Origin of the sequence: Bacillus sp. FSL R5-0560 (assembly GCF_037966305.1) — a bacterium.
Classification (GTDB): Bacteria; Bacillota; Bacilli; order Bacillales; family Bacillaceae; genus Bacillus; species Bacillus mojavensis.
In genome coordinates this window covers 55,194-81,230 of record NZ_CP150195.1, presented here as the reverse complement: position 1 = coordinate 81,230, position 26,037 = coordinate 55,194, and the positions used below count along the sequence as shown (strand labels likewise).

The window sequence follows — 26,037 nt, the reverse complement described above, 5'->3', positions numbered from 1 at the left end:
TATAATCTATCAATTTCAAAATTTTTTGTCAATCATTTAGTTCTTTTTTCCCCATAGAACCAAGACACGTCAGCTTCTTTCCAAAGCGATTTTACAGTGGCTTTATCACCTAACTGATCCATGGCGATCTGCCGTTTAATCTGATTCTTCACTTCTTCGTATGAGAACGTTCTCGCATTTAACTTTTCTTTCAGTTGAATAATCGCATAGCCGTTGTTTACCTTGATCGGTTCGTCTGACCATTCATCTTGTTTTAGTGTCTTTGCTTCTTCAATGTATGATGACGGAATGTTGTCTGATGCTTCAGTGACAAACCCTAAATCTCCGCCGTATGGTGACGTATATCTGTCCGTGGATCGTTCCGCCGCAACAGCTTCAAAGCTTGAGCCGCCTTCAAGCTCTTTTAAAACTTGTCTGGCTTCTTCTTCATCCTTTACAACAATATGCCGAATACGATACGAATCATCAAACTGATACAGTTCTTTATTTTGATTATAAAATGATTTCATTTCTGTCTTTGAAATATCAATATCCCTTGTTAATAATTCTTCAAGAAGAATATTATAGCGAATTTGGTCTTTCCACTCTTTTTCAGTTGTATGCTCGTCTTCGTAAAATGAATTGTTTACCGCCTTAATCAGCAGAAATTCCCGATCAATTTCGTTCTTAGATACTTTGAGATCGTTCTTTTTGGCAAGCTGCTCAACCACGCGGACATTGATCATATCTTCGAGTGTTGATTTTCCGTATTCATCTTCCATTTCCTTCAGCCATTCTTCTCTTGTGACGCTTTTGCCTCCAATAGTAGCAATGGACTCGTTGGACGGGGAAGCGCTGGCTTGAGATTTCGTCAGTGTGTATGCTACCGCGATACAGCATACCAGCAGCGCGCCCCAAATGATTGTCCAGATTGTTCTTGATTTCAAATTTACTGTCAGCCCCTTTTCTTAAATTCAAAAAACCCGCTAAAGAGCTTAGCGGGTCGTTTGGTCTCGAAGCTCTTCCAGCTCTTCTTTTGTAAATAAGTACTTTTCATTACAAAAATGGCATACTGCTTCGGCTTGTCCATCTTCTTCTATCATATCTTGAATTTCTTTTTTGCCTAGTCCTAAAACGGCTGTTTCAAAACGCTCTTTTGAACAAGGGCAATGGAATTTAACAGGCATGTTCTCCAGAATCTCAGGCTTTTCTCCTAAGACTTCTTCCAGAATTTCTTCCGGTGTAAGCCCTTTTTGAATCAGTTTAGAAATAGGTTCTACTACAGATAGACGCTGTTCAATTTTTGTGATGGCTTCATCATCTGTTCCCGGAAGAAGCTGAAGAATAAAACCTCCTGCCGCCAAAATGGTATTGTCTGGGTTAACAAGCACGCCGACACCTACAGATGAAGGAACCTGCTCCGATGATACAAGATAGTACGTGAAATCTTCTCCCAGTTCTCCGGAAACAATTTCTACTTGTCCTGTGAAGAATTCGCGCAGGCCTAAATCTTTTACAACACTTAATGTTCCATCTGTTCCGACAGCGCGTCTGACATCCAGCTTGCCGTGTTCATTCAAGTCAAAATGAACATGCGGGTTTGAGACATATGCCCTGACTTCCCCTTTAGCATTCGCATCAGCAACAATCGCGCCGATTGGCCCGCCGCCTTCCACTTTCACTGTCAGCTTATCATCACCTTTCAGCATAGAACCAAGCATGAGTGAAGCTGTCATTGTACGGCCCAGTGCAGCGGATGCTGTCGGCCATGTGTCATGCCGTCTCTGCCCTTCATTCACCATATCAGTTGTCCTTGCAGCATATGCGCGAACTTTTCCGTCATATGCCAGTGCTTTTACTAAATAATCCATTACAAAACCTCCTATACACTTCCCACGCGGTTTCGTTCATAAATCAATTCCAGCCCTTTTAGGGTTAAGAATGGGTCAACGATGTCTATACAATCTGATTCGTTTGCGATTAATGGCGCAAGGCCGCCTGTCGCAATGACTTTCGGTTCTTGTTTTGCCTGCCATTTCATTCGTTTTACGATTCCTTCCACTTGACCGACATAGCCAAATAAAATTCCTGATTGCATCGCGCTTACAGTGCTTTTTCCGATAATATTGTCAGGACGGGCGATTTCAATACGCGGAAGCTTTGCCGCACGCGAGTACAGCGCCTCTGTCGAAATTGTAATTCCTGGCGCAATCGCTCCGCCCATATATTGTTTGTTTTCATCGATATAACAGTACGTTGTGGCTGTACCAAAATCAACAACAATCAAAGGATTGCCGTATAAGTGGATTGCCGCAACAGCATTAACGATTCTGTCAGCTCCGACTTCTTTCGGATTGTCGTACTTTATATTTAAACCGGTTTTCATACCAGGACCGACAATTTGCGGCTCGATATGAAAGTATTTTGTGCACATTCTCTCTAACGAAAACATGATTGGCGGCACAACTGAAGAAATGATAATGCCTTCTATTTGTTCAAACATGAGACCGGAGTGATCAAATAAAGAGCGCAGAATCATCCCAAACTCATCTTCTGTTTTATGCCTGCTTGTTTCTATACGCCAGTGATATTCTAATTCACCATCATGATATACACCAAGTACAGTATTGGTGTTCCCCACATCAATAACAAGTAACAACCTCTATCACCACTTTTGAATAGTTTCTCTATCATTACTTTTACAAACATTCTACAATACCATACACGATCGGCGGCTCATTTGTAAACAAATCGATACCATGATTGGCTGATTGAAAAGACGGCAGCAGAGGCTGATTCACATAAAAAAACTGCCAGCGTCAGCCGGCAGTTTTTATCAGAAAGCGTTACTCTTTTGTATCGTCTTTCTTTTCTTCTGTTTTTGACAGAATGTTTACTTTCACATCATCGTTCTTCTCATCATCTGAGAACTTACGCTCAGGCAATGTTCCGTGATCGACAAGGTGTTTGATTTGTTCGGCATCCAGGGTTTCAACTTCCAGAAGCGTCTGAGCAATCAATTCAAGCTTGTCACGATTTTCTGTCAGGATTGTTTTCGCACGCTCGTAACACTCTTTGATAATGCGCTGAATTTCCTGATCAATTTCGTAGGCAATTTGATCACTGTAGTTTTGTTCGTTGTTGAAATCACGGCCTAAGAATACCTGGCCACCCTGAGACTGTCCAAATTGCAGCGGTCCCAGTTTCTCTGACATACCGAATTCTGTAACCATTCGTCTTGCAATATTCGTCGCACGCTGGAAGTCATTGTGTGCTCCTGTGCTGACTTCACCAAAGATAATTTCTTCAGCAACACGTCCGCCCAAGAGACCGACAATTTTATCAAGCAGCTCCGGCTTTGTCTGGAAGTAACGGTCTTCTCTTGGAAGCATAACGGCATAACCGCCAGCCTGACCCCGAGGAACAATCGTTACTTTATGAACCATATCAGCCTCATCTAAAACGAGTCCGATAACGGTGTGTCCGCCTTCATGATATGCCACGATATTGCGTTCTTTCTTCGAAATGACGCGGCTTTTCTTAGCTGGTCCGGCAATAACCCGGTCCGTAGCTTCATCAATGTCGCGAGCATCGATTTTTTTCTTATTTTGACGAGCCGCCACAAGAGCAGCTTCATTCAATAGGTTTTCTAAGTCAGCGCCTGAGAAACCAGGTGTTCTCATGGCAATCGATTTAAGGTTTACCGTTTCATCCAGCGGTTTGTTTCTCGCATGGACTTTCAATACAGCTTCACGTCCGATTACATCTGGGCGGTCCACTGTGATTTGACGGTCAAAACGTCCCGGACGGAGTAAGGCTGGGTCCAAGATGTCCGCACGGTTCGTTGCGGCAATGATGATAATTCCTTCATTGGCACTGAATCCGTCCATTTCAACAAGCAATTGGTTGAGCGTCTGTTCACGTTCATCGTGTCCACCGCCGAGACCCGCTCCACGCTGGCGTCCAACTGCGTCAATCTCATCAATGAAGATCAAACAAGGCGCATTCTTTTTCGCGTTTTCGAACAAGTCACGCACACGGGAAGCACCGACACCTACAAACATTTCAACGAAATCAGATCCGCTGATGCTGAAGAATGGCACACCGGCTTCACCGGCTGATGCTCTTGCAAGAAGTGTTTTACCGGTACCCGGAGGTCCGACTAAAAGCACACCTTTAGGAATTCTTGCGCCAAGCTCGGCAAACTTGCGGGGATCTTTCAGAAATTCAACAACTTCCACGAGTTCTTGTTTCTCCTCGTCTGCCCCTGCAACGTCTTTAAATTTGACGCGTTTCTTTTCCTCTGTATATAGCTTCGCCTTACTCTTACCAAAGTTCATGACACGGCTGCCGCCGCCTTGAGCTTGATTGAGCAGGAAGAAGAACAGAATAAAGATAATGACAAATGGAATGATGGTCGTCAGGAACGTTACCCATCCGCTTGTTTCTTGAGCGGGATCAACCTTTACATCTGTCTTTTTTAAAGCATTAAAGATCTGGTCTGCTCCCTTTCCTTCAGGAACATGAGTCAAAAAGTATTGATCCTTGTCGTAATTTTTCAGCTGTCCTTTTACCTCATAAACACCTCTGACAGGCTGAACCGACACGCTATCAACTTTCCCGTCATCCAGGTTTTTGATGAACGTGCTGTACGACATATTTTCTGTTTTCGGATTTGAGGTCTGGAAGTAGCTCACAACCCCGATTACTACTAATAAAATAAGTAAATAAAAAATGGTATTACGGAAGACCCGATTCATTCCTTACCTCCTCCCACAGTAAGCACAACTATGTTCAATAGTACCATAGAAAATCATTCCAATACAACCAATAACCATCTCGGAAGCAGGCTGCCGATCAGCTTTCATAAACTGCCGGTTTTAACACTCCGATATAAGGCAGATTGCGATAGCGCTCAGCATAATCAAGTCCGTAACCCACTACAAACGCGTCTGGAACTTTAAAGCCGACGAAGTCTGCTTTAATGTCCGCTTTTCTTCCGCTTGGTTTATCCAAAAGGGTAACAATCTTAATTGATTTTGCTTTACGGTATCGGAAGAGCTCTACTAGATAACTTAAGGTTAACCCACTGTCGATAATATCTTCAATAATTAAGATGTCCCGGCCCTCTACAGATGTATCCAAATCTTTAATGATTTTTACTTCTCCAGATGAGACCGTGGAATTTCCGTAGCTTGATACATCCATGAAATCCATTTCCAAATATGTATCAATATGTTTCAGAAGATCCGCCATAAAAGGAAGAGCTCCTTTTAATACACCAATTGCCAACGGAAATTTATCTTGATACTCGCTTGTTAAGTCTGCACCTAACTCTTTTACTTTCTCTTGTATCTCTTCCTCTGAGATCAGAACTGTTTCAATATCATGTTTCATCATGATTATGCTTGCCCCCTACACTTTTCATGCTGTCTATATTGTAATACAATGCGGTCACTGTTTGGAATCACAAGATCTTCAAAAATGGATTTTTTCAAGCCCGGTATCCAGATAATTTCACCGCTTGCATCCGTCACAACCGGCCAGTTGTCTCTTTCTTGCAGAGGCAATTTTTTATCAATAAATATATCCTTTACCTTTTTCGAGCCGTTCATCCCTTTTAGTTTTATCCGATCGCCGGCTTTTCTTGTCCGGATCGTTAAGGGAAATCTCACCTTATCTTGACTTGTAATAAAAACTGAATTCCCGTGTCCTTCAAGAGATTCCGCGTTACGCTTTGCCTCTATCAGAAATCCGTTTGGAAGCAATGCCGTCTCATCGGCAGCTCCGCTTATTTGATATTCAAAGGGAACATTATTGCACTGCCATTGTTCAAATGTAAACAAACATGTCTGATATGATTTGACCACCTTCAGTCCTTTCGGAAAGTCCAGTACACCTGAAGGACCGCCCTTATCCGCCCAATTCAAGAACTGCTGAATATGATGAGCTGAAAAGGATGATGGAACGTTTTCATAAAGATAGTTTAATATTAGTTGAACTCCTCTTCTTTGTAAAGGCATCGGGAGGGCAAGCAATTGAGAGGAATTGATTTCAACTGATATTTTAGACTGGCTTGTGATTACTTTATTCATTTCTTCTTTCGTTAATGACTGTAAGAATTGCTCATCTTCAGTCAGTGCTTCGCTTACTTTCTGAAACCTTTTATGCACATCCGGTGATTCTTGTTTCAAAAAAGGGAGCACTGCTTTTCTGAATCTGTTTCTAGTGTAATCATCTTTGGCGTTGCTTTCGTCCGTCCGGTAGCTCAAAGCGTTTTCATGGCAATAATGAAGGATCTCTTCTTTTGTAATGGCTAGAAATGGTCTGATAATCCGTCCCGTTTCAAACCGCCTTACCGGCTGCATGCCGGCTAGTCCAGCTCCGAGTGTGCCTTTGGCTAGTCTCATAAGCATTGTTTCAACCTGATCATCTCCATGATGAGCAAGTGCAAGATAATCCGCTTGATGCTTGGACATCACTTCCTTTAAAAACTGATATCGGCAATCACGGGCAGCTGCCTGCTTATTGAGACCGTTTTTCTCAGCATACGCAGTTACATTGATTTGAGCCGTTTCACATTTGATCTGTTCAGCCTCACAATACGCTTGGACAAAACGCATGTCTTCCTCAGATTGCGCCCCTCTGAACCGGTGGTCAACATGAGCTGCAACCACATTGGCTGAACGGCCGTATAACGCATGAAGCACGTGAAGGAGAGCCATCGAATCCGGACCGCCGGAAACGCCTACAATAATTGTCGCCCCTTTTAACGTAAGATTGTGTTTGATAAAAAAATCTTTGACACTGTTCACAATGTCCTCCTCACAATGAGCAGGTATTTTAAAGATATTCATATCCTATCACTTTCAATCCTTCCAAGCAAAGAAGAAGCATGGGTATTGCAGATTGCGGCTATCAAATAAGGAAAAAGATAATGTAAGCGAAATAAAGCGCCAATACACTGATTACGATAAGAGCCGTTTCGAATAACCCTCCGGACTTCGAGCCTTTCTTTTTAGGTGCATATCTCGTCTGTGTAACTTTTCCCTGGCGCATATTTTGCTGTCTTTGTCTTGAGATAGATTGCGTCGGAGTTGGTTTTTTTCCAGCTTGTTTTCTTTGCACTGCCTTTTGCCCTGCTGTGAGCATCTCTCTTTTCATCTCGTCAGCGGAATCATAATGGCCATTCAGAGCAGCAACAAGCACTTTTTTATACTTTCGCAGCACCGGACTGCCTTCGATTAAAGTTTGCAGCTGTTCCTTTGGCTGGCTTGTTTTTTTGAATTCCTTTTTATGTACGCAGTTGATCATAATCATAGCAACCGCAAACAAGTCGTAAGAGGGCTCTGCTTTTCTTGTCCCATACCCCCAATATCCTCTGTCGTAAAACTCGGTATACTCTTTTATTGCCCGGCCCTCCTTGGTTGTTCCCCCTACATCTATGCAGCGGATTCTTGCCGGCGGGCCAGTGACAATCAGATTATCCGGCTTAAGGTCGCCGAATATCCATCCTTGCTGATGAAGCACGGATAAGCTGGTTAACAGCTGAATCATCAAAACCGGAATCCATTCTGCTCCTTTGTCACTGACAAATTGTAAAAGCAACGGGCCTTTTATGTATTCCATTGCATAAAACGAAACCTTTGTATTAGCGCTGGGAATAAAGACATCATCAGTGTCAAAAAAAGAAGGCCCCATCGTTACGGACTGGGCCTTTGAAAAAGATTTTAAGACATTCACTTCAGAAGTAATAGACAGGCTGTCATCACTTACCTTTAAGGCAACATGTCCATCTGATGCTTCTGCCAAATACACAATTCCATTGGCCCCTTTTCCAAGCTGTTTACGCAATGTGTAAGTATTTCCATTCCACTTGCCTTTCACTCTCGTTCCCGGCTTGAGGCTACATGCCAAACTCGTCAAAGTGTCGTTCATCATCTGCCAGCATGCTCCTTCTTGAGCGGATTTTTTCGAATTGCTGTGTTGCTTCACGAATCGCCGGACCTGTCGGCGTGATGCCGCCTGTCGATAGCTTCGCAAAGAGTGTGGAAAGAGATTGCAGCTTCGGTGTCCAATTTAGCACAAGCTCGACCTCTTGTTTTTTCCCGGGAAATATACACATCGCAAATTCGTTATTCCCTATTCGGGAGTTAAGACTCACGGACAAGTCAATCAGTGCTTCTTTCACTGTAGGGAGCTTTGGCGCCATACTAGCGCTTGTATCAACGAGAACCAAAACCTGAAGGTACACCGTTTCTCCCAGTTCATCTACCACTTCCATGACTTCGCCGCGTTTTTCCGGAGAAAGCTCCTCCATTTCCACATTCTTTCCCAAGATTTGCTTCAGTTCTTGATTCACCACCCCTTGCAGGGTTTGCGTCATTGCTTTTTTTGTTACCATCTGAACCGTTTGCGAAAGCTGTGATGCGTAGACGACCTGATGCACGCCGCCTCCAGCAAGCGCAATCCCTTCGACTTCTTTCATAGCCTCTTGGTCAATTTTGTTTTCTTCCATTATACCTATGACATTTACTGTAATCCCTTGCTCTTTAGCAAAAGCAGCCATAGCAAGCGGGTCTTCACCGTGATTTGAGCAGCCATCCGTTATCAGCAGAATTTGATTCAAACGTCCGTTGTTCACATTCATTCCTCCTGGAGAATACGATGATTCTCAGATTCATATAGTTCCATCATCGCCAGAAGAAAATTGATTTATACGGAAGCGTTATGAAATTTCTTGTTTGCTTTGAAAGATGGCCGGAACTGGAATAGAAGCCCACTTTGGTGTATTGTGATCAATTCGGACGACAACAACTGTCATATCATCATCAATTTGGCCTGACCTTGTGCGAATCACTTCCTCCATAAGTAAGTCAGCAATTTCCTGCGGATCATCCGTTTTTAACCCTTTCATTTTGCGCTTCATCCATAAATCATGATTTTCCACATGTTTAGGGCCTTCGAAAATACCGTCACTCATCATGATCAGGAGGTCTCCCGCCTTCAGCTGTTCACTCACAACCTCAACATCGAACTCGTTAATAATGCCGATTGGCAGATTGCTCGCTTGGACTTTCATCACCTGCTCACCCCGTTTGATAAAGCTCGGTGTTGATCCAACCTTTAAAAACTTACAGCTCGCATCCTGCAGATCGATAATAGAAAGATCGAGCGTGGAATATATCTCATCCGTTGTCCGCAGAGACAGTATGCTGTTGATTGTTTTGATTGCTATTTTTTCATCTATTCCTGATTCAAGGATCTTTTCAAGAAGTTTAATCGTTTCATTGCTTTCAAAGTGAGCCCTCGCGCCATTGCCCATCCCGTCACTGATAGCAGCTGCATATTTTCTTGCGCCCAGCTCCATCATGCTGTAGCTGTCGCCGGAGACAAGGCCGCCGCCCTTCGCTGCATGAGCCGCACCGGTAGACACTCTGTACGATTTGGTTGAGCCAAACGCGACATGGCTGTATCCATTTGGATGAGGAGAATGCTGCTCGGCTTTCACGAGAACCTGCTCTTCCAAAATGTCAGAAAGCATAGGCGCTATGATTTTTTCACTTTCTCCATGTCCGCTGAATGGGATTGTCATTTCTATATCAATGTTCCCCTGTTCAAGGCTGTAAATCTCCACCTGCTGAATCTCTATTCCAAAATGCTGAAGCGCATCAATAATTTGTTCTTCTTGGATAAAGTGCTGCTCCCTCTCCCTTTTTATTTCCCGAGAAAAGTCTGCCATGACCTCTGAAACACCTAAGAGCTGTTCAGCCACAAGCCGCCTGCTGTCCTGCACTTTCTTCTTAAGGGTTAAATGCGCATGATGATAGGCAAGTTCATCCTCTATCAGCTCTTCAACCTGACGCGATTTAGAGCAATACTGGTGAAACTCTTTTTTCAGCCTTCGGTTTGAAGCATACTGTTTTTCCTCTGTTTCAAGCATAACTTGTTTCATTAAATCATATGTTTTATCAAAGTTCTGAACCCAGCACCTGTTTTTCTTGTAGCACGTTTGACAGGAATGCTCTGTAATTTTGCTTAAAAACAGATCGACCTCGCTGTCATCTGTTTGTTCGTCAGATGCTTGATAAAAGGTTGCAAAGCTTTCTGACAATGCCTGAAATACATTGGAGAACTGGTCCACCTTTTGAGCAGTGACATCTCTGATTTTTCTCGCGTATTGCTGCTGCTCCTGAAGATGTTCCACAGTGCCCGGAATATATCTCGCCACTTTTCTTGTAATGGACTGTGGCGTAAGCAGGAACAGGCCGACCGCTATTAATGACTCATAGAGCGTTGTCATCAGACCGGCAGAGCCTTCTCCATATAAAGAAATAAGAAGCGATCCGATAATCAGCCCGATTGCCGCACCTGCTTTTTTTCCTTCTTTCAGCAAACCGCCTAATAAGCCCGAAAAAGCGAGCAGACTCATTTGATAGAGATTTCCGATATTGGCCAAGCCGAGAATCAGGCCCGTCACGACACCCACTGTACAGCCGATGCTTGCACCGCCGATGAAGGAAAAGCTTAATACAACATAACGGGCCAGTATATGTTCTGCCTGCATCCCTTGATAGGACAAGCCTGCTAGTCCGGTCAGCACCGAAGCAATCAAAATCATAAAGCAAATGATTTCTTCTATTTTTAAGGATTGTTTTACTTTCTTCACTGTAAAAATCGGAAGGCTCTGGAGGAAAATCAGCGTTAAAATAAAGGAAAGCCCCGCTTCTACAACAGCCATCACATAATCATAGGTTGTAAACGCGCCATTCTGGGCGTAAACAAACCCGAATCTTGCCGCCGCCATGGAGAAGAACACGACAATCGGAAGTGCTTTCACACGATCATCTGTGATAAAGGATGCTACTTTAGAAAACACGAAGAATGCAAGCAACGCCGCTAATATCAGTAATGAGTGCTTCGGAGAAATTGTCATTGCACCTGCAAGCACAGCCAGCACTGCATACAGCGCCTTGTCTCTTCTGATCAGAAGCATTGCCCCAAAGAAAGGAAGGGCGAAAGGAAGGACCTCGGATAATATGAAAGCTCGTCCAAGCAAAAATCCGATGACGACATAAATGAATCCTTTATAGAAAAACAGTGAATGCAAATGATGAGTCACCAGCTTCGCTCCCCTGTTAAAAAACGATTGGAGTTTTTCAAAAGCTTGTCCCGCCATTGGCCCGTTCACTCTTCTTTCTGCTTTTTCCATTTCTCTCATCTCCCACCTGTTATATTCGTTGCCTGTCATTATAGCGAAAGCACAGATAGGATTTTGTCAAAAGAAGGTAAGTATACCAAAGAAGTCTTCGACGGTTTCTGCCCTGAAATTCGTTTATGCGGAGAATTTCCAGAAAGATGTCTAAAAATGAAAAAAATCGGCTTCTGTAACAGAAACCGATTTTTCAGTATGACCCGTACGGGATTCGAACCCGTGTTACCGCCGTGAAAGGGCGGTGTCTTAACCGCTTGACCAACGGGCCTAACAAATATGGTAGCGGCGGAGGGGATCGAACCCCCGACCTCACGGGTATGAACCGTACGCTCTAGCCAGCTGAGCTACACCGCCATAATGTTTGGTGCTTCTAAGCACAAGTTATATGATACAAAGGTTTGTCCTTTTCGTCAACAGAAACTTTAATGTTATAATTTTCTGACTCTTACCTTGAAAGAGCATATAAAAAAAGCACCCGTTGGGAAGAACGGATGCTTCATTTATTTATAGAAAGCAGCAAGTTATCCTCTTCTTGCTCCGCGCCCTCCACGTTTTGATTCCGTATTGCGTTTTAAAGATGACAAGCGATCTTCGCTATCTTTTAAAAACTTGTTCATTTTCTGTTCAAAAGATTCTTTCGGACGGAAATCATTTCTAGGTCTGGCTTGCGGACGGTCTTTAGCTTTTTTAATAGATAAACCAATTTTCCCGTCTTTTTCAACGTTGATGACTTTCACTTCAACTTGGTCGCCGACTTTTAAGTGATCATTAATGTCTTTAACATAATTATCGGCTACCTCACTGATATGAACGAGACCGGTTGAGCCTCCAGGCAATTCAACAAATGCTCCAAAATTTGTAATACCTGTAATTTTCCCTTGCAACTTGCTGCCCACTTCAATCGACATAAAAAAAGTGCTCCTCCTTAGGCTTATAAAAAGATCGTTTGCTTAATTATACCTAAATAAAAATTTAAGTGTCAACAAGGCTACTTGTTCTTCTTCTCCACATTAAAGATTATTTCACCGTCTCCAGACATGAATAAGTCCCTTCTGGCAAGCTCTGTGACATAATCTTCATCTTTTAATTTGGATATTTCTTCTTTTAAATCTGTTTGCTTTGTCTTTAAATTCTTCAGTTCTTTTTCAAGCTGTTCTTTCTTTTCTTCTTTTGCGCTAAGGGAAGATGTTTGGCTCCATACTGAACTTGCCAGTACAATTGCCGTCAGAAATACGAGGGCGCCGAATACAGTCAACCGTCTGTACAGCCCTTTTCTTCTTCTTTTCTTCAGCTGATTTTGCCGCTCTACTTTTTCTTTATAGTCGTTTTGTATTTCAGTTATCGTTCGTTCCCTGGAAAAATTCAAATCAGACGGTCCTCCTTTCATCTCTTCAAAAAACGTGTAATGGTCGTTCTTATGGTTACCAATAGTTTCTTCTTCTTTTTTAGAAATCCTGCACCTTTTTGAAAATATCGTCTGAAAGTTAGACGCAGTTTTTCAGGAAGAAGTTTCATACATTGTTTAACGATAAAGCGGATCGGAAAACACAGAACCATGACTATTTTATAAAGACATAACAAGAGAAACACGATCAGGCGGTATGTTCTCTGAAAGAGAAACGTGACCAGCCAAATGATGACTCCGCATGTCCACACAATAGGACGAAATAACACGTGCTGAATGAGCTTTTTAAAGAATTGATAAACAGAAACAACAAGATAAATGACGAATTTCAGTATTTTTATATAGATTCGTTTGCAAAGGCTTTGATACGTCGCAACGCCCAGCAGAACCGCCAAAAAAATGTACAGCCTGAATTCTCCCTCATTTACATGAAGCAAGACATAAAAGAAGAGCAGCCCTTGCACAATCCAGAAAAGAATATCATGAATAAATAAAAGCCATCTGGCTGTTCTGGCACGAATAACAAAGAGCCTGTACGTATCAAGCGACGCGCCAAGCCAGAGGCCCATACCGGACATCGCCAGCATTGTATAGAATTGTGTCGTCAGCGTCATTTAAACAACTTGCTAAAAAACCCTTTAGCTTTATCCCCTTGTTGCTCGTCTAAATACACTAAATCAAATACCCTGCCTTTGATCGAAACAATCCCTTTTTCTACATCTAGATTTTTCATTTGAAGGTTTTCGCCTCTGACTGAGAGCATTCCCATCACTGTTTCCAGCAGGAATTCTTCGTTATCAAAGCTTTCAACATGCTTAACCCCAGAAATATCTAAATGTTTCCGGCCTTTCATTGTCACATCATGCTGTTCCGGAACAGACGAAGAACCTTTTTGCTCATAATATGAATTCATCTATTCAGCCCCCATATCCTCGATACTTTTAGCATTATTACTGCATTGTATGAGGCGGGGGATTCTTTTAGAACAAGCCTATTCGCCGAGTTTTTCTTCCTTTAGCACTGTATACATGTTTGCGGCTTCTTCTTTTTTCGTTGTGTCTTTAAGCTCATTTATTTGAACCGTTACAAGCTTTTGGCCGAAGCGGACCGTTAATTCATCTCCAGGTTTTACGTCTGAACTTGCTTTAGCCTGATTTCCGTTAATGGAGATTCTGCCTTGATCAGCTACTTCCTTCGCTAGTGTACGTCGTTTAATCAGCCGTGATACTTTTAAAAATTTATCTAATCTCATTTTATGATCCCCTCTCAGTTTCTTTTGCTTCATTCCACAGGTTGTCCATGTCCTCAAGAGACATATTAGCCAGCTCGATTCCCTTTTCCTTCGCTGTTTGCTCAATATAAGAAAAACGTCTCCTGAATTTATCGTTCGTCATCGCCAATGCTTCCTCCGGTTCTATCTTGTAGAAGCGGGCTACATTCACCAAGGCGAAGAGAACATCGCCAAATTCAGCCTTGAGATTGTGTTCATGAGGGTCTTCAGTAGCCTCTGAAGAAAATTCCTTTATCTCCTCATTCACCTTTTCCCACATATCACTCACATCTTCCCAGTCAAAACCGACTTTTGCCGCTTTTTTCTGCAATTTAGCGGCTTTAGAAAGCGCAGGAAGGGTTTTCGGGACGGTGTCTAACAAGGATGCATCAGATGTATGTTTTTCGGCTTTTTTAATATCTTCCCAATTTGCTAAAACATCGTTTTCATCCTGAACCTTAACATCTTTAAACACATGGGGATGTCTTCGGACCATTTTTTCACTGATCCCTTTAATGACATCATCTATTGTGAAATAACCATCATCTTCACCAATTTGCGCGTGAAGCAGGACCTGAAGCAAAACGTCGCCAAGCTCTTCGATCATATGGTCTGTGTCTTCTTCGTCAATTGCTTCGAGAAGTTCATAACACTCTTCAATCATGTATTGTTTTAAAGACTGATGAGTCTGCTTTTTATCCCACGGACAGCCGTTGGGCCCGCGAAGCTCTCTAATGATGCGCCGAAACTCGGAGAACTCCTGGTACAGCAGCTTCTCTTCTTTAATCGGCGGAATATACACACTTGTTAAGTTATTCATGGCGACATTGCGGTCCAGTTCAAATAAGGGCACTCTCCGAATATCCTCATCACGGCTTCCGGCTGCTGTTACAATCACAACTTCATAATCATCCGGCAGCTTCTCCATTAATGTCAGCTTCACTTCGGATGCAGTCATTTGATCGTATACCTGACAAATGATCAGGTGATGTCTGAGCTCAAGCTCATCCGCGCTCAATGTCCCGGCATCCACAAATTGAAAGCCTTCAATGGGATCAATTTGCAAGGCATTAAAAGTGGCATCAAGAAAGCTTTGTCCTCCCGCGACTTTCACCTGAATGTTTTTTTCTTCCTGCCGCTCCGTCAGCAGCTGTACTGTTTTTTCTGCTACAAATGGATGCCCCGGAACAGCATAAACAACGTCCTGATGCTTCGCTTCTTCAAAGAGAATATCAGTAATTTCCTCGTATACCGCATCAAACTGGTCGTGTTTCTCATATATATCATCAAAATAACGAATGTTCTGCGTTTCGCTTTCTAGCTCTTGAATTAAAGGATGGTCTTTGGTTCTGACAAACAGAGTGTCCGCCTTTGTCAGCAGCTTATGTATGCCAATTGTCAACTGGTCCATGTCTCCGGCGCCAAGCCCGACGACTGTAATATTACCTGCCATTTTGTTCTCTCCTTCTGGTGAGTTTGCTTAACTTGCTGCCAAAAGGCACACTGTTAAGCTCTTCATTCGTAAATATTCCCAACTTCATCATACAATAAATAAACACCGCGCCTCCAATGGCGACAGCCGAAACACTTTCAACTGCCGCATATCCTCTTCCTTCCGCATCAAACAGAAAAGACCAAAGGCGTAAATAAGCAAGCAAGACAGCCGACATTAATATAGCGGATCCAATAATTGGAAGCATAGTGCTCTTTAGCTTGTCCATCCATTCTTTTTGCCGCAAGCGATAGAGATTGAGGCCTGCGACAGTTGCAAAAGAAGCCGCTGTTGCAAATGCCGCCCCTTCAATTCCATAGTGCGGAACCAAAAAGGTATTTAACACCCATTTCACAGCCACACCTGCGCCTACTGCTATTGCAGGGAACACCGTGTTTCCCGCTCCCTGTAAGACAGCTGCAGCCGTGACCGCCAAAGACGCAAACAAAATGGAGCAGCTAAATATCTGCAACGCAGCTGTTCCTTCGCCATTTTGAAACAGCATAATGTTGACCGGCTTGAGGATGCAGATGAGGCCAGTAGACGCCGCAACGCCTATCGCAAGACACAGCTTTAAGGAAGACGTCACTTTTTGTTTCATCACCTGCACCTGATTCTCCTTTACCGCCTTTGAAATCAACGGTACGAGTGAGGTCCCGATGCTCATTGCGAAAACAGAACCGAGTTGCAACAGAGGCTGCCCCCGGTCATAAATTCCTTTCAGCCGCTTTGCCTCTTCACTCACCTCACCGCCAGACAGCAAAGAATATAAATTCAGTGCATCGACAAGCTGGATAAACAAAAGCAGCAGGCTGCTTACACAGATCGTTACTGAATATAAAAGCAGTTTCTTCATTAATTGATTTGTTGTAATGTAATTTTCTTTTTCTATTTCCGCTTTTTCAGGCTTTTTCGTTTTGAACCAAAAAAAGACGAGGATGATAAGTGCAATCAAACTCCCGGCAAGAGAACCAGAAGCAGCTGCCGCTCCCGCAGCATAAAGCGAGGCACCTTTTTTGATGAGCCAAAAAGATAACCCTAAGAGCACCGCCACCCGCAGAAACTGTTCCATAATTTGCGATAAAGCGGATGGGAGCATGTCGTGTCTCCCTTGAAAAACGCCTCTGAGCAACGCGACAAATGGAAACAGAAGAAACGCATATGCAGTTACTTGAATTAACTGGGCGAGATGAGAATCACCCATAAACAGGGCAATCGGAACAGCCCCCATATATAAACACAGAAATAAAAGACCGCCTATTACCGATAAAACCAGCGATGACATTTTCATTATGGTGTTATGGCTTTTTTCACTATAATCATTCATCAGTTTAGAAATAATCACCGGAAATCCTGATGTTGAAAGCATGACGGCAATACCAAGAAAAGGGTATACCTGCTGATATATATAAAATCCAACATCGCCGACAATGTTTTGAAACGGGACTCTGTAAACGGCGCTCAATATTTTTGAAATAACGCCTGCCAGAATTAAAACAAAAGCCCCCTGCCACATCCAATGCCGTTTGACGCGTATTGAATCATCCATCCAAAAGCTCCTTCCCAACGTCAGGGGCAATGCAAAGTTTGCAATGACCTTGGTACACATAAAAACGTGGTTATTATACCATATCCCAACCCTTGGAATCCTTTTTCGGCCTGCACAAAAAAGAACAGCATCCCAAGGAGAGCTGTTCTTCTTATACCTATTTTGATAATTGTAATAAGACCTACTGTTCCATTTGACGAGCCAAAAACCCAGCTGCTGTTTCAACGGCTTTATGCTCAACTTCGCCCATCGTCTGATCCTTTGAAAAAATCACGACAGCACCTATCGGGTCGCCATTCGCGACAATCGGGCCGACAGTATACGAACTCATATCTTCATCTATGCCATTTACAAGCTGCACGGATTTTGTATCACTCTCAAGCACAGAACTTCTCTGATCCATTGTTCTTTCCAGCATTTCGCTGATCGGCTTGTTTAAGTAGTCTTTTTTGGAACTTCCGGAGACGGCAATGTAGACATCTCGGTCACAGATAAGCACTGAATGGCCAAGACTGTCATAAAGCGCGTCTGCATACTCCTTTGCAAAGTCTCCAAGCTCACTTATCGGAGAGTATTTTTTCAAAATGACTTCTCCGTCACGATCTACAAAAATCTCAAGCGGATCCCCTTCCCTGATCCTCAGCGTTCTGCGAATTTCTTTAGGAATCACGACCCGTCCTAAGTCATCAATACGACGTACGATACCGGTTGCTTTCATCTCTGGTGCCTCTCTTTCATTTGATGGTATATACAATGTGGGAAAGACCTAAAGCAGTTACTTTATGTACCTTCCGCCTCGCTTGAAATTAGTATCCGTCACATCAAATGTAATATACACCAGAGAGTAACAAAATTTACGTTGATGAAATGGTTTGTTTTTTCACATCTTTAAGGCCCTTCAGCATGCCCAGCACGGTTTCGAGCCACTCATCCGTACTCTTGCCTTTCGTTTGAACGGAAATTTTGAGCTTTTTCCCTTCCATTCCCAGTCCGATTTGTCTGCCGTATTTGTTGCCAAGCTCAAACAGTTTCTGGCCGTCAATATCAGCACTAGCCTCTTCAGAAATGGTCAGCCTGACTGCATCTTTATCTTGCTTAATCAATTCGACCCGTTCATTTCTCGCATAGACCTTCATTTCAGCTACGGTAAACAAGTATTCAACTTCTTTTGGATAATTCCCAAATCTGTCAATCATCTCATCTTGGAGTTCATTTTTTTCGTCAATTGCAGCCACAGATCTGAAGCGTTTATACATATCAATTTTCTGTTTGCCGTCTTGAATGTAGGTTTCCGGAATGTACGCATCAAGCTCAAGATCAATTTCTGTTTCAAATTGCTCGGTTTTCGCTGTATCGCCTTTCCGCTCTTCAATGGCCTCCTTCAGCATTTGCGAGTAGAGGTCAAATCCGACCGAATCGATAAAGCCGTGCTGCTGAGCGCCAAGAAGGTTTCCGGCTCCGCGAATCGTTAAGTCACGCATGGCGATTTTAAAACCAGATCCCAGTTCCGTAAATTCTTTAATTGCCTGCAGCCTTTTTTCAGCTACTTCAGTAAGCACTTTATCCCTGCGATACGTGAAATACGCATACGCTACACGGTTAGAACGGCCGACACGTCCCCGCAGCTGATAAAGCTGAGAAAGACCCATCTTGTCGGCGTCAAACACGATCAGCGTATTCACGTTTGGAATATCTACACCCGTTTCAATAATTGTTGTGCTGACGAGAACGTCTGATTCCCCTTCTAGGAAGCTCAGCATGACAGCTTCTAATTCATTTTCTGTCATTTTTCCGTGTGCATACGCAACCTTCGCGTCAGGGACAAGCATTGAAATCTCATCTGCTTTCCGTTCGATATCCTCTACCCTGTTGTATAAGAAATAGACTTGGCCTCCGCGCGCAAGCTCGCGCTCAATTGCCTCTCTGACAAGGGCACCATTGTATTCCACAACATACGTCTGTACAGGGAAGCGGTTTTCCGGCGGAGTCTCGATCACCGAGAGATCCCTTACGCCAAGCATAGACATATGCAGCGTACGGGGAATCGGCGTCGCTGTTAGTGTTAATACATCCACATTGGCTTTAATCTGTTTGATCTTTTCTTTATGGGTGACCCCAAAACGCTGCTCCTCATCAATGATGAGCAGCCCTAAGTCTTTATAAACAACATCTTTTGATAACAATCGGTGCGTCCCGATGACGATATCAACTGTTCCGTTTTTCAATCCTTTAATCGTTTCGTTTGCTTCTTTTCTTGTTCTGAATCGGCTAAGCAGGCCGATATTCATCGGGTAGTCCTGAAAGCGCTCTGTAATGGTCTCATAGTGCTGCTGAGCCAAAATGGTTGTCGGGACAAGCAATGCGACCTGTTTTCCATCAGCAATCGCCTTAAACGCCGCACGGATGGCAACCTCTGTTTTACCGTAGCCTACGTCTCCGCAAAGCAGGCGATCCATCGGCCGCTCTCTTTCCATGTCTTTTTTGATTTCGTGAATAGAGCGGAGCTGATCTTCCGTCTCTTGATAAGGAAACGCCGATTCAAATTCACGCTGCATTTCATGATCAGGAGAAAACGCGTAGCCCTTGCTCGCTTCCCTTTCGGCATACAGTTTAATTAAATCATCAGCGATGTCTTGAACCGATGTTTCTACTTTTTTCTTAACCCGCTTCCATTCGCTGCCGCCTAATTTATACAGCTTCGGTTCTTTTCCTTCAGAGCCGACATACTTCTGTACCTGGTCAATTTGTTCAACCGGCACATAAAGCTTGTCGCTTCCCTGATAGTGAATGTTTAAATAGTCTTTGTGAATTCCATTGATCTCAAGGGTTTCAATCCCTAAATACTTTCCGATCCCGTGATTAATATGAACGACATAATCACCGATTTGAAGCTCAGAATAGCTTTTGATGCGCTCTGCATTCGTAAGCTTCTGTTTTCGAGGCTTCTTTTTCACGCGGTTTTTAAATAATTCCTCTTCAGTAATGACAGCAAGCTTCATTAACGGCAGCTCAAATCCTGATTGAAGCTCGCCCTCCATGATATAAACCTGTCCCTGAACAAGCGCTTTTTTGCTGTCCGTCACGGCAGCTTCTATTTCATAATCAGCCAGAACAGATGATAATTTTTGTGTACGTTCCTTGTTTGCTCCTAAGAATACAACGGTGAAATTTGATTTTTTAAAGCGCTCCATTTCACCCGAAAGCACGTTCATTTGGCCATGAAAACTCTGCATTTGTCTGCTTGACACATTGACGATATTTTGCGGACTCGTATGCTGTACGTGCCGCAAAAACAAAGAATAGTACAGCAGAGGCCGTTTTTGCTCAGCCACTATTTTTTGGAAGCTGAATGACAAACTGATGTCATGCAAAATCTTCCCTTCCTCGAGAAGGTTTGTTATGAACTCCGCTTCTTCTTTCTGCAGCTGATCTTCCATCTCATGAATCCGGCTGACCTCATCCAAAATCAGAAGTGTGTTATCAGGTGTATAATCTAGTAAACTAGCGGGCTTTTCATAGAAATACGAGAGATACTTCACCAATTCTTGATCTGTCTGGCCTTCAGATAAACGCTCTTTATCATGAGAAATATTCATATGCAGGATTTCTTTTTGCTTGTCGAGCTTTAATTTTTTCAAGCTATCGGCAAGGCCTTTATCCATCTTCTCTATTGCACGTGCTTTTTCTTCAGCTCTGATAATCAGTTCCTTTGCCGGACCGATACGGATAGAGGTCAAGGTCTCAATTGACCGCTGATCATCGGAGTTAAAGCTGCGGATGGAATCAACCTCGGTATCGAATAATTCGATTCTGACCGGATGCTCAGAGGTCAGCGGATAAATGTCGATAATTCCGCCGCGAATACTGAATTCACCGGGTGCAGAAACCATATCAGACCGCTCGTATCCCACCTCTACCAGTCGGGATGCCAGCTGATCCGGTTCGATATCATGACCCACCTGAATGAGCATTTGGCTGTTTTTCCACACCTCTACCGGCGGCAGCATTCTTCTGACAGCCGCCACCGGAGCCACAACTATAGGCGTTTCTCCGTTTGTTAATCTATTAATGACATCTAAGCGCTGCGCCCGCAGTTCAGGGCTAGCCACCGCGATTTCTGATGATATGAGTTCATTGACGGGGTACAGAAGGACAGACCGATCCTCAAGAAGTGAAGTCAGATCATCCGTTACTTTTTGAGCTTGGTATAAATTATGGGTGATTAGAAAGATAGGCTTATTCGTTTCATTAGCCAAAGCAGAAGTAAAAACAGAACGCGCGGAACCTGAAAGACCCGCGAGCAGCTGCTCCTTCAGCCCCTCGTTTAAACCGTTGACGATGGATTTGAAGTCATCGCTTTCTTTAATAAAGGTTTGAATGTTGTCCATATGGCCCCTCCTCTCTGTTTTCTGTAAGAACAGAAAAACGCTTTGGTCTAGTGTCTACACCAAAGCTTTTTATTGAATAAATGTGTGATGTTCGTGGTAATGCGGATTTCGTTCAAGTGCCTCTTGGCAATCTTCACATATGGTATGAACATGGACATCTCCATTGTCTTTATATGAAATCATATCGTTTCTTTCCTCGTTTGTTAAGTGGTGAAACCCAAGTGAATTTGTCGATACCATGGAAGATTCCAGACTTCCAACTTTTACTCCGCAATGACGACAATAATAATGCAAAGCCATACAAGGGACCCTCCTGATGAAAAAGTCATTTTGGTGTAGTATGGACTCTGATTATGTATTTTATACCTTCGCGTTGAATTCGTTCATAACCTCTAAAAACGGTTTGCTGAGAGAAGCCTCACAAGCCTTAACGGACCTTTCAATCGCTTCTTCAATTGCTGGTGTTTCATCCTTTGAAAAAGCGCCTAAAACATAATCAACCACCTTCATCCCGTTCACAGGCCGCCCGATTCCGATGCGGATGCGATCAAACTCAGGCGTTCCGAGATGCTGGATCAGTGATTTGATGCCATTATGCCCGCCCGCACTGCCTTTCGTTCTTAGACGGATCTTGCCAGTCGGCAGATCAAGGTCATCATAAATAACTTTTAAATCTTCGTTGTCTACATCATAATAATCCATTAAAGGCCGCAAACATTCTCCTGATAAATTCATATATGTAAGCGGTTTAACAAGTAGAACCTTTTTGCCGGAAACAAATCCGGTTCCATATAATCCGTTAAATTTGCTCTGGTTCAGCTCAATATTCCATTCCTTCGAAAGCTGGTCTATTGCCATAAATCCGACATTATGCCGTGTATTTTCATAGTTCTTTCCCGGGTTTCCGAGGCCGGCAATTACAAGCATGGAAAATCCTCCCTTAGTCACATAAGCTCCCGCTCTAATACGGGCTATAATTCTTCTCATTCTAGCACAAAAGACGTAACCGCGGGAGGGTTACGCCTTAAGCTATTATTGATCTTTGTTTTCACCTTCAGGCTGAGCATCGGCAGTTTCCTCAGCATCTGTTTCTGCAGCATCCTGCTGCTGCGGAGGAAGAATGGAAGCCACAACCTCATCTGATTCGTGATTAAAGGAGTAGTCACCGCCAGCAGGCAAGTCCTCAATCGTGAGTACATCATTTACATCAAGACCAGAAATGTCTGCCTCGATTGATTGCGGAATTGCTTTTGGCTTAGCCTTCACAGTAAGAGCGTAAAGCGGCTGCTGCAATACGCCTCCATTTTTCACTCCAATTGCTTCTCCAGTCAGATGAATCGGCACTTCCACTTCAATTTCCTCACTCATATTAACGACTTGGAAGTCAGCATGAGTGACCTCATTTTTCAGCGGGTCCGTTTGCAGCTCTGTTACCATGACAGCGTGCTTCTCTCCGTTGACGTCAAGAGTAAGGACTGTATTCTTGCCTTCATCCCTCAGTGTTTTAATAAGTTCCACACTGTCTAAGGATACCGGTTTGTTTTCCGTGTCTTTTCCATATATGATACCTGGAACATGTCCTGAAGTACGAATATCCCGAAGAGACGAACGGGTGAAACCTGTTCTTTCTTTTGCCGTTAACGTTGCCATATTCAGCACCATCCTATTATCGTTTTATTGTCTTATTAGAAACAATACCCAAAACGATAAAGGTTTAAACCTTTTAAAACATCGGTTTAGCTGAACAGGTAGCTGACAGATTGCTGCTCATGAACGCGAATAATCGCTTCAGCCAGAAGCGGTCCGACTGAAAGCTGCTTAAACCGTTCAATTTTCTTTTCTTCAGGGAGCTTGATGCTGTTTGTCACAACAAGCTCTTTAATTGTTGAGTTATTAATTCGTTCTACAGCAGGTCCTGATAGTACCGGATGTGTACAGCATGCATATACTTCTTTTGCTCCGTTTTCAACAAGCGCATTAGCTGCAAGTGTAATGGTGCCGGCTGTATCAATGATATCATCGATAAGAATAGCGATCTTCCCTTCGATATTACCGACAATATTCATGACTTCTGCCACATTCGGTCTCGGACGGCGCTTATCAATGATCGCAATCGGCGCTTTTAGTCTGTCAGCCAGCTTGCGGGCGCGTGTCACACCGCCGTGGTCTGGTGAAACAATGACGATATCTTCAAGGTTTTTGCCTTCAAAATATTCTCCTAAAATCGGAACACCCATTAAGTGGTCAATCGGTATATCAAAGAATCCTTGAATTTGCGGTGCGTGCAGATCAAGCGCGATGACACGAGTCGCACCAGCAGTCTCAAGCAGGTTTGCGAAAAGTTTTGCTGTGATTGGCTCACGGGATCTAGCTTTTCTGTCTTGACGCGCATAACCGTAATAAGGAATCACAATGTTAATGGTTTTTGCTGAAGCGCGTTTCAGCGCATCTACCATAATCAACAGTTCCATAATATGCTCGTTAACGGGGTCACTTGTAGACTGGATGATGTAACAGTCACATCCGCGAATACTTTCTTCGATATTAATTTGGACTTCCCCATCACTAAATCTTGTGACAGAACACTTCCCTAATTGAACTCCAACTATATCTGCGATTTCTTTTGCAAGCTCTGGATTAGAATTCAAAGAAAAAATCTTTAAATTCTTATCTCCGTATTGATTAGACATGGATAAACCTCCGAATTTAGGATTATTTTTTATGAATTTTTTTCACATAATCGTCTTTATTTACTTGTCTCGCTCTGGCGATAGCAAGTGCTTTTCCAGGTACATCTTCCGTAACAGTTGAGCCTGCCGCTACATAAGCGCCTTCTCCGACTGTGACAGGGGCAACCAAATTGGAGTTGCAGCCGATAAATGCGCCGTCTTCAATTTTCGTTAAATATTTATTCTTTCCATCATAATTAACAGTAATTGAACCGCAGCCCAAGTTGACGTCTTTGCCTACTTCGGCATCCCCGACATAGCTTAAATGAGAAGCCTTGCTTCGGTCTCCGAATTGCGTCTTTTTGATTTCAACAAAATTCCCGATCTTCACTTCATTCCCGATGACAGAATCAGGTCTGATGTGAGCAAAAGGTCCTATGTTTACATCATTCCCCACTTTACTGTTGTTGACTACCGATTGTTTAATCACAGTACGGCTTCCAATGGAACTATTCATAATCTCAGTATGAGGGCCGATAATCGTATCTTCTCCGATTTGCACCTCACCTTTAATCACAGTTCCAGGATAAATCACAGTATCGCTTCCGATGACAGCTTCAGGAGAAATATACGTATTCATCGGGTCAATCAGCGTAACACCATTTTGCATATGCCGTTTATTAATCCGCTCTTTCATAAACAATTCAGCCTGAGAAAGAGCAACTCTATCATTAACTCCGAGCGTTTCTTGGAAGTTACCAGTCTGGTAAGCGGCAACAGTTTCGCCTTCATTTTTGAGGATCTCTATCACATCCGGTAAATAATACTCGCCTTGAACATTATCGTTCGATACTTGGTCAATGGCCCGGAATAGAGCTTCATTATCAAAACAATACGTTCCAGTATTAATTTCAGTCACAAGACGTTCTTCTTCTGAAGCGTCCTTGTGCTCCACGATTTTTTGAACCGCTCCGCTCTCACCGCGAATGATTCGGCCGTATCCAGTCGGATCTTCTGCAACAGCTGTCAAGATTGTAGCTTTTGCTTCTTTTTGTGTATGTTCTTTCAGCATAGCTTCCATTGTCTCCGCTGTTAAAAGCGGCGTATCTCCGCAAATGACAATCGTTACACCTTTTTCGTCAGCAAGAAATGGCTGTGCCTGTTTTACAGCATGAGCAGTGCCAAGCTGTTCTGCTTGAAGCGCATACTCGCTTTTATCACCAAGCTGCTTTTTCACTTCTTCCGCACCATGTCCGACAATCGTGACAAGCTTCGTTAAAGATAGCTTTAAAGCTTCGTCTACGACGTGCTCTACCATAGGCTTACCACAAACTGGATGAAGGACTTTATAAAGCTTTGATTTCATTCTCGTTCCTTGTCCAGCCGCTAAAACAACTGCAAACCGCTTATCCATTTAATGGCCTCCAATATCCCTTTTATCCATAGAAAAATATATCCTAAATATCAGTTGATTTCAAGGAGACTTCATGAAGTGCAAGAATTTTCTATTGGTGCATTTTAGTTTGAAAAATCAGAATTAAAAAAGGACTGCCGGAAAAAGGCTTGTCTCAGCCCCATCAGCAGTCCTTGCTTTTTGGTTATTTTTTAAGAAGCTCCAGCTTCTTCGAATTCTAATGCTTCAGTGTCACCCAGACGATGATACTCATTTAACACGGCATCTTGAATCTTTCCACGCGTGCTTGAATTAATAGGATGAGCAATATCGCGGAACTCTCCATCAGGGGTGCGTTTACTCGGCATCGCAACGAAAAGACCATTGTTTCCATCAATCACACGAATATCATGTACAACAAATTCGTGATCCAGCGTGATGGATGCAATCGCTCTCATGCGACCATCGGTATTCACGCGGCGTAATCTTACGTCAGTAACTTCCACAGTAGTTCACCACCTTTTCCCTATATAAAAGCATTAGTGTATCAATTCCACGATTTTTTCTGAATTCCTGCTGTTTTTTAAAATATTTTTTGAAAAATTAGGATATAAATACACAATTAGGTCATAACGCTTTTATTTCAGGCATAAGGTAAATAAAAAAGTGATTCCGAG

Annotated in this window: 24 protein-coding genes and 2 tRNA genes; all 26 read right to left on the bottom strand. The window is 43.1% G+C overall.

The window, feature by feature from the left end; all coding sequences use genetic code 11:
* Positions 1 to 32 precede the first annotated feature (32 nt).
* The 26 genes from NST56_RS00430 to spoVG all read right to left on the bottom strand — a co-directional run bounded on the left by NST56_RS00430 (position 33) and on the right by spoVG (position 25,866).
* A complete protein-coding gene (locus NST56_RS00430) occupies positions 33 to 926 on the bottom strand; it encodes a peptidyl-prolyl cis-trans isomerase (RefSeq protein WP_010332720.1) in 894 nt (297 codons plus the stop codon).
* A 48-nt stretch (positions 927 to 974) separates the two neighbouring features.
* Positions 975 to 1,850, bottom strand: a complete 876-nt coding sequence (hslO, locus tag NST56_RS00425) for a redox-regulated molecular chaperone HslO (RefSeq protein WP_339179281.1) — start codon at positions 1,848 to 1,850, stop codon at positions 975 to 977.
* Positions 1,851 to 1,861: 11 nt separating this feature from the next.
* On the bottom strand, positions 1,862 to 2,638 hold the full coding sequence (locus NST56_RS00420) for a type III pantothenate kinase (RefSeq protein WP_101865154.1): 777 nt from the start codon (positions 2,636 to 2,638) through the stop codon (positions 1,862 to 1,864).
* Between the two features lie 187 nt (positions 2,639 to 2,825).
* The gene (ftsH, locus tag NST56_RS00415; RefSeq protein ID WP_010332717.1) at positions 2,826 to 4,739 is read right to left on the bottom strand and encodes an ATP-dependent zinc metalloprotease FtsH; all 1,914 of its coding nucleotides are present in this window, start codon (positions 4,737 to 4,739) and stop codon (positions 2,826 to 2,828) included.
* Between the two features lie 97 nt (positions 4,740 to 4,836).
* Positions 4,837 to 5,379 (bottom strand): hypoxanthine phosphoribosyltransferase, encoded by a 543-nt coding sequence (hpt, locus tag NST56_RS00410; protein WP_010332716.1) that lies wholly within the window; start codon positions 5,377 to 5,379, stop codon positions 4,837 to 4,839.
* Between the two features lie 2 nt (positions 5,380 to 5,381).
* Entirely contained in the window at positions 5,382 to 6,794 is a 1,413-nt protein-coding gene (tilS, locus tag NST56_RS00405; RefSeq protein ID WP_339179275.1) for a tRNA lysidine(34) synthetase TilS, read from the bottom strand.
* Positions 6,795 to 6,897: 103 nt separating this feature from the next.
* Positions 6,898 to 7,920 carry a serine/threonine-protein kinase gene (locus NST56_RS00400; RefSeq protein WP_339179272.1) on the bottom strand — a complete coding sequence of 341 codons (1,023 nt, stop codon included), beginning with the start codon at positions 7,918 to 7,920 and terminating at the stop codon, positions 6,898 to 6,900.
* Positions 7,886 to 8,623 (bottom strand): VWA domain-containing protein, encoded by a 738-nt coding sequence (locus tag NST56_RS00395; RefSeq protein ID WP_339179269.1) that lies wholly within the window; start codon positions 8,621 to 8,623, stop codon positions 7,886 to 7,888. The genes NST56_RS00400 and NST56_RS00395 overlap by 35 nt, the downstream gene beginning before the upstream one ends.
* An 84-nt stretch (positions 8,624 to 8,707) precedes the next feature.
* Entirely contained in the window at positions 8,708 to 11,191 is a 2,484-nt protein-coding gene (gene spoIIE, locus NST56_RS00390; RefSeq protein ID WP_268506019.1) for a stage II sporulation protein E, read from the bottom strand.
* A 199-nt stretch (positions 11,192 to 11,390) separates the two neighbouring features.
* Positions 11,391 to 11,462, bottom strand: a tRNA-Glu gene (locus NST56_RS00385).
* Positions 11,463 to 11,471: 9 nt separating this feature from the next.
* A tRNA-Met gene (locus tag NST56_RS00380) sits at positions 11,472 to 11,548 on the bottom strand.
* 167 nt (positions 11,549 to 11,715) lie between these two features.
* Positions 11,716 to 12,102, bottom strand: a complete 387-nt coding sequence (locus NST56_RS00375) for a S1 domain-containing RNA-binding protein (RefSeq protein WP_003218379.1) — start codon at positions 12,100 to 12,102, stop codon at positions 11,716 to 11,718.
* A gap of 80 nt (positions 12,103 to 12,182) precedes the next feature.
* Positions 12,183 to 12,560 (bottom strand): cell division protein DivIC, encoded by a 378-nt coding sequence (divIC, locus tag NST56_RS00370; RefSeq protein ID WP_010332711.1) that lies wholly within the window; start codon positions 12,558 to 12,560, stop codon positions 12,183 to 12,185.
* 17 nt (positions 12,561 to 12,577) lie between these two features.
* Entirely contained in the window at positions 12,578 to 13,213 is a 636-nt protein-coding gene (gene yabQ, locus NST56_RS00365) for a spore cortex biosynthesis protein YabQ (RefSeq protein WP_010332710.1), read from the bottom strand.
* Positions 13,210 to 13,512 (bottom strand): sporulation protein YabP, encoded by a 303-nt coding sequence (yabP, locus tag NST56_RS00360; protein WP_004264638.1) that lies wholly within the window; start codon positions 13,510 to 13,512, stop codon positions 13,210 to 13,212. The genes yabQ and yabP overlap by 4 nt, the downstream gene beginning before the upstream one ends.
* A gap of 78 nt (positions 13,513 to 13,590) precedes the next feature.
* Positions 13,591 to 13,851, bottom strand: coding sequence for an RNA-binding S4 domain-containing protein (locus NST56_RS00355; RefSeq protein ID WP_010332709.1), 261 nt, complete (start codon positions 13,849 to 13,851; stop codon positions 13,591 to 13,593).
* A 1-nt stretch (position 13,852) separates the two neighbouring features.
* Positions 13,853 to 15,322, bottom strand: a complete 1,470-nt coding sequence (gene mazG, locus NST56_RS00350) for a nucleoside triphosphate pyrophosphohydrolase (RefSeq protein ID WP_339179260.1) — start codon at positions 15,320 to 15,322, stop codon at positions 13,853 to 13,855.
* Positions 15,312 to 16,910 carry a polysaccharide biosynthesis protein gene (locus tag NST56_RS00345; protein ID WP_339179257.1) on the bottom strand — a complete coding sequence of 533 codons (1,599 nt, stop codon included), beginning with the start codon at positions 16,908 to 16,910 and terminating at the stop codon, positions 15,312 to 15,314. The genes mazG and NST56_RS00345 overlap by 11 nt, the downstream gene beginning before the upstream one ends.
* Positions 16,911 to 17,091: 181 nt before the next feature.
* Positions 17,092 to 17,628, bottom strand: a complete 537-nt coding sequence (gene spoVT / locus NST56_RS00340; protein ID WP_010332706.1) for a stage V sporulation protein T — start codon at positions 17,626 to 17,628, stop codon at positions 17,092 to 17,094.
* A 136-nt stretch (positions 17,629 to 17,764) separates the two neighbouring features.
* Positions 17,765 to 21,298, bottom strand: a complete 3,534-nt coding sequence (gene mfd, locus NST56_RS00335) for a transcription-repair coupling factor (protein ID WP_326204042.1) — start codon at positions 21,296 to 21,298, stop codon at positions 17,765 to 17,767.
* 69 nt (positions 21,299 to 21,367) lie between these two features.
* Complete coding sequence (locus tag NST56_RS00330; RefSeq protein ID WP_010332704.1) at positions 21,368 to 21,598, bottom strand: anti-sigma-F factor Fin family protein; 231 nt, start codon at positions 21,596 to 21,598, stop codon at positions 21,368 to 21,370.
* Positions 21,599 to 21,658: 60 nt separating this feature from the next.
* Positions 21,659 to 22,225 (bottom strand): aminoacyl-tRNA hydrolase, encoded by a 567-nt coding sequence (pth, locus tag NST56_RS00325; RefSeq protein ID WP_229150221.1) that lies wholly within the window; start codon positions 22,223 to 22,225, stop codon positions 21,659 to 21,661.
* 105 nt (positions 22,226 to 22,330) lie between these two features.
* Positions 22,331 to 22,948 carry a 50S ribosomal protein L25/general stress protein Ctc gene (locus NST56_RS00320; RefSeq protein WP_168746755.1) on the bottom strand — a complete coding sequence of 206 codons (618 nt, stop codon included), beginning with the start codon at positions 22,946 to 22,948 and terminating at the stop codon, positions 22,331 to 22,333.
* An 86-nt stretch (positions 22,949 to 23,034) separates the two neighbouring features.
* Positions 23,035 to 23,988 (bottom strand): ribose-phosphate diphosphokinase, encoded by a 954-nt coding sequence (locus tag NST56_RS00315; protein ID WP_010332701.1) that lies wholly within the window; start codon positions 23,986 to 23,988, stop codon positions 23,035 to 23,037.
* A 22-nt stretch (positions 23,989 to 24,010) separates the two neighbouring features.
* The gene (gene glmU / locus NST56_RS00310; RefSeq protein WP_010332700.1) at positions 24,011 to 25,381 is read right to left on the bottom strand and encodes a bifunctional UDP-N-acetylglucosamine diphosphorylase/glucosamine-1-phosphate N-acetyltransferase GlmU; all 1,371 of its coding nucleotides are present in this window, start codon (positions 25,379 to 25,381) and stop codon (positions 24,011 to 24,013) included.
* Between the two features lie 191 nt (positions 25,382 to 25,572).
* Complete coding sequence (gene spoVG, locus NST56_RS00305; RefSeq protein ID WP_003218346.1) at positions 25,573 to 25,866, bottom strand: septation regulator SpoVG; 294 nt, start codon at positions 25,864 to 25,866, stop codon at positions 25,573 to 25,575.
* Positions 25,867 to 26,037: the final 171 nt, after the last annotated feature.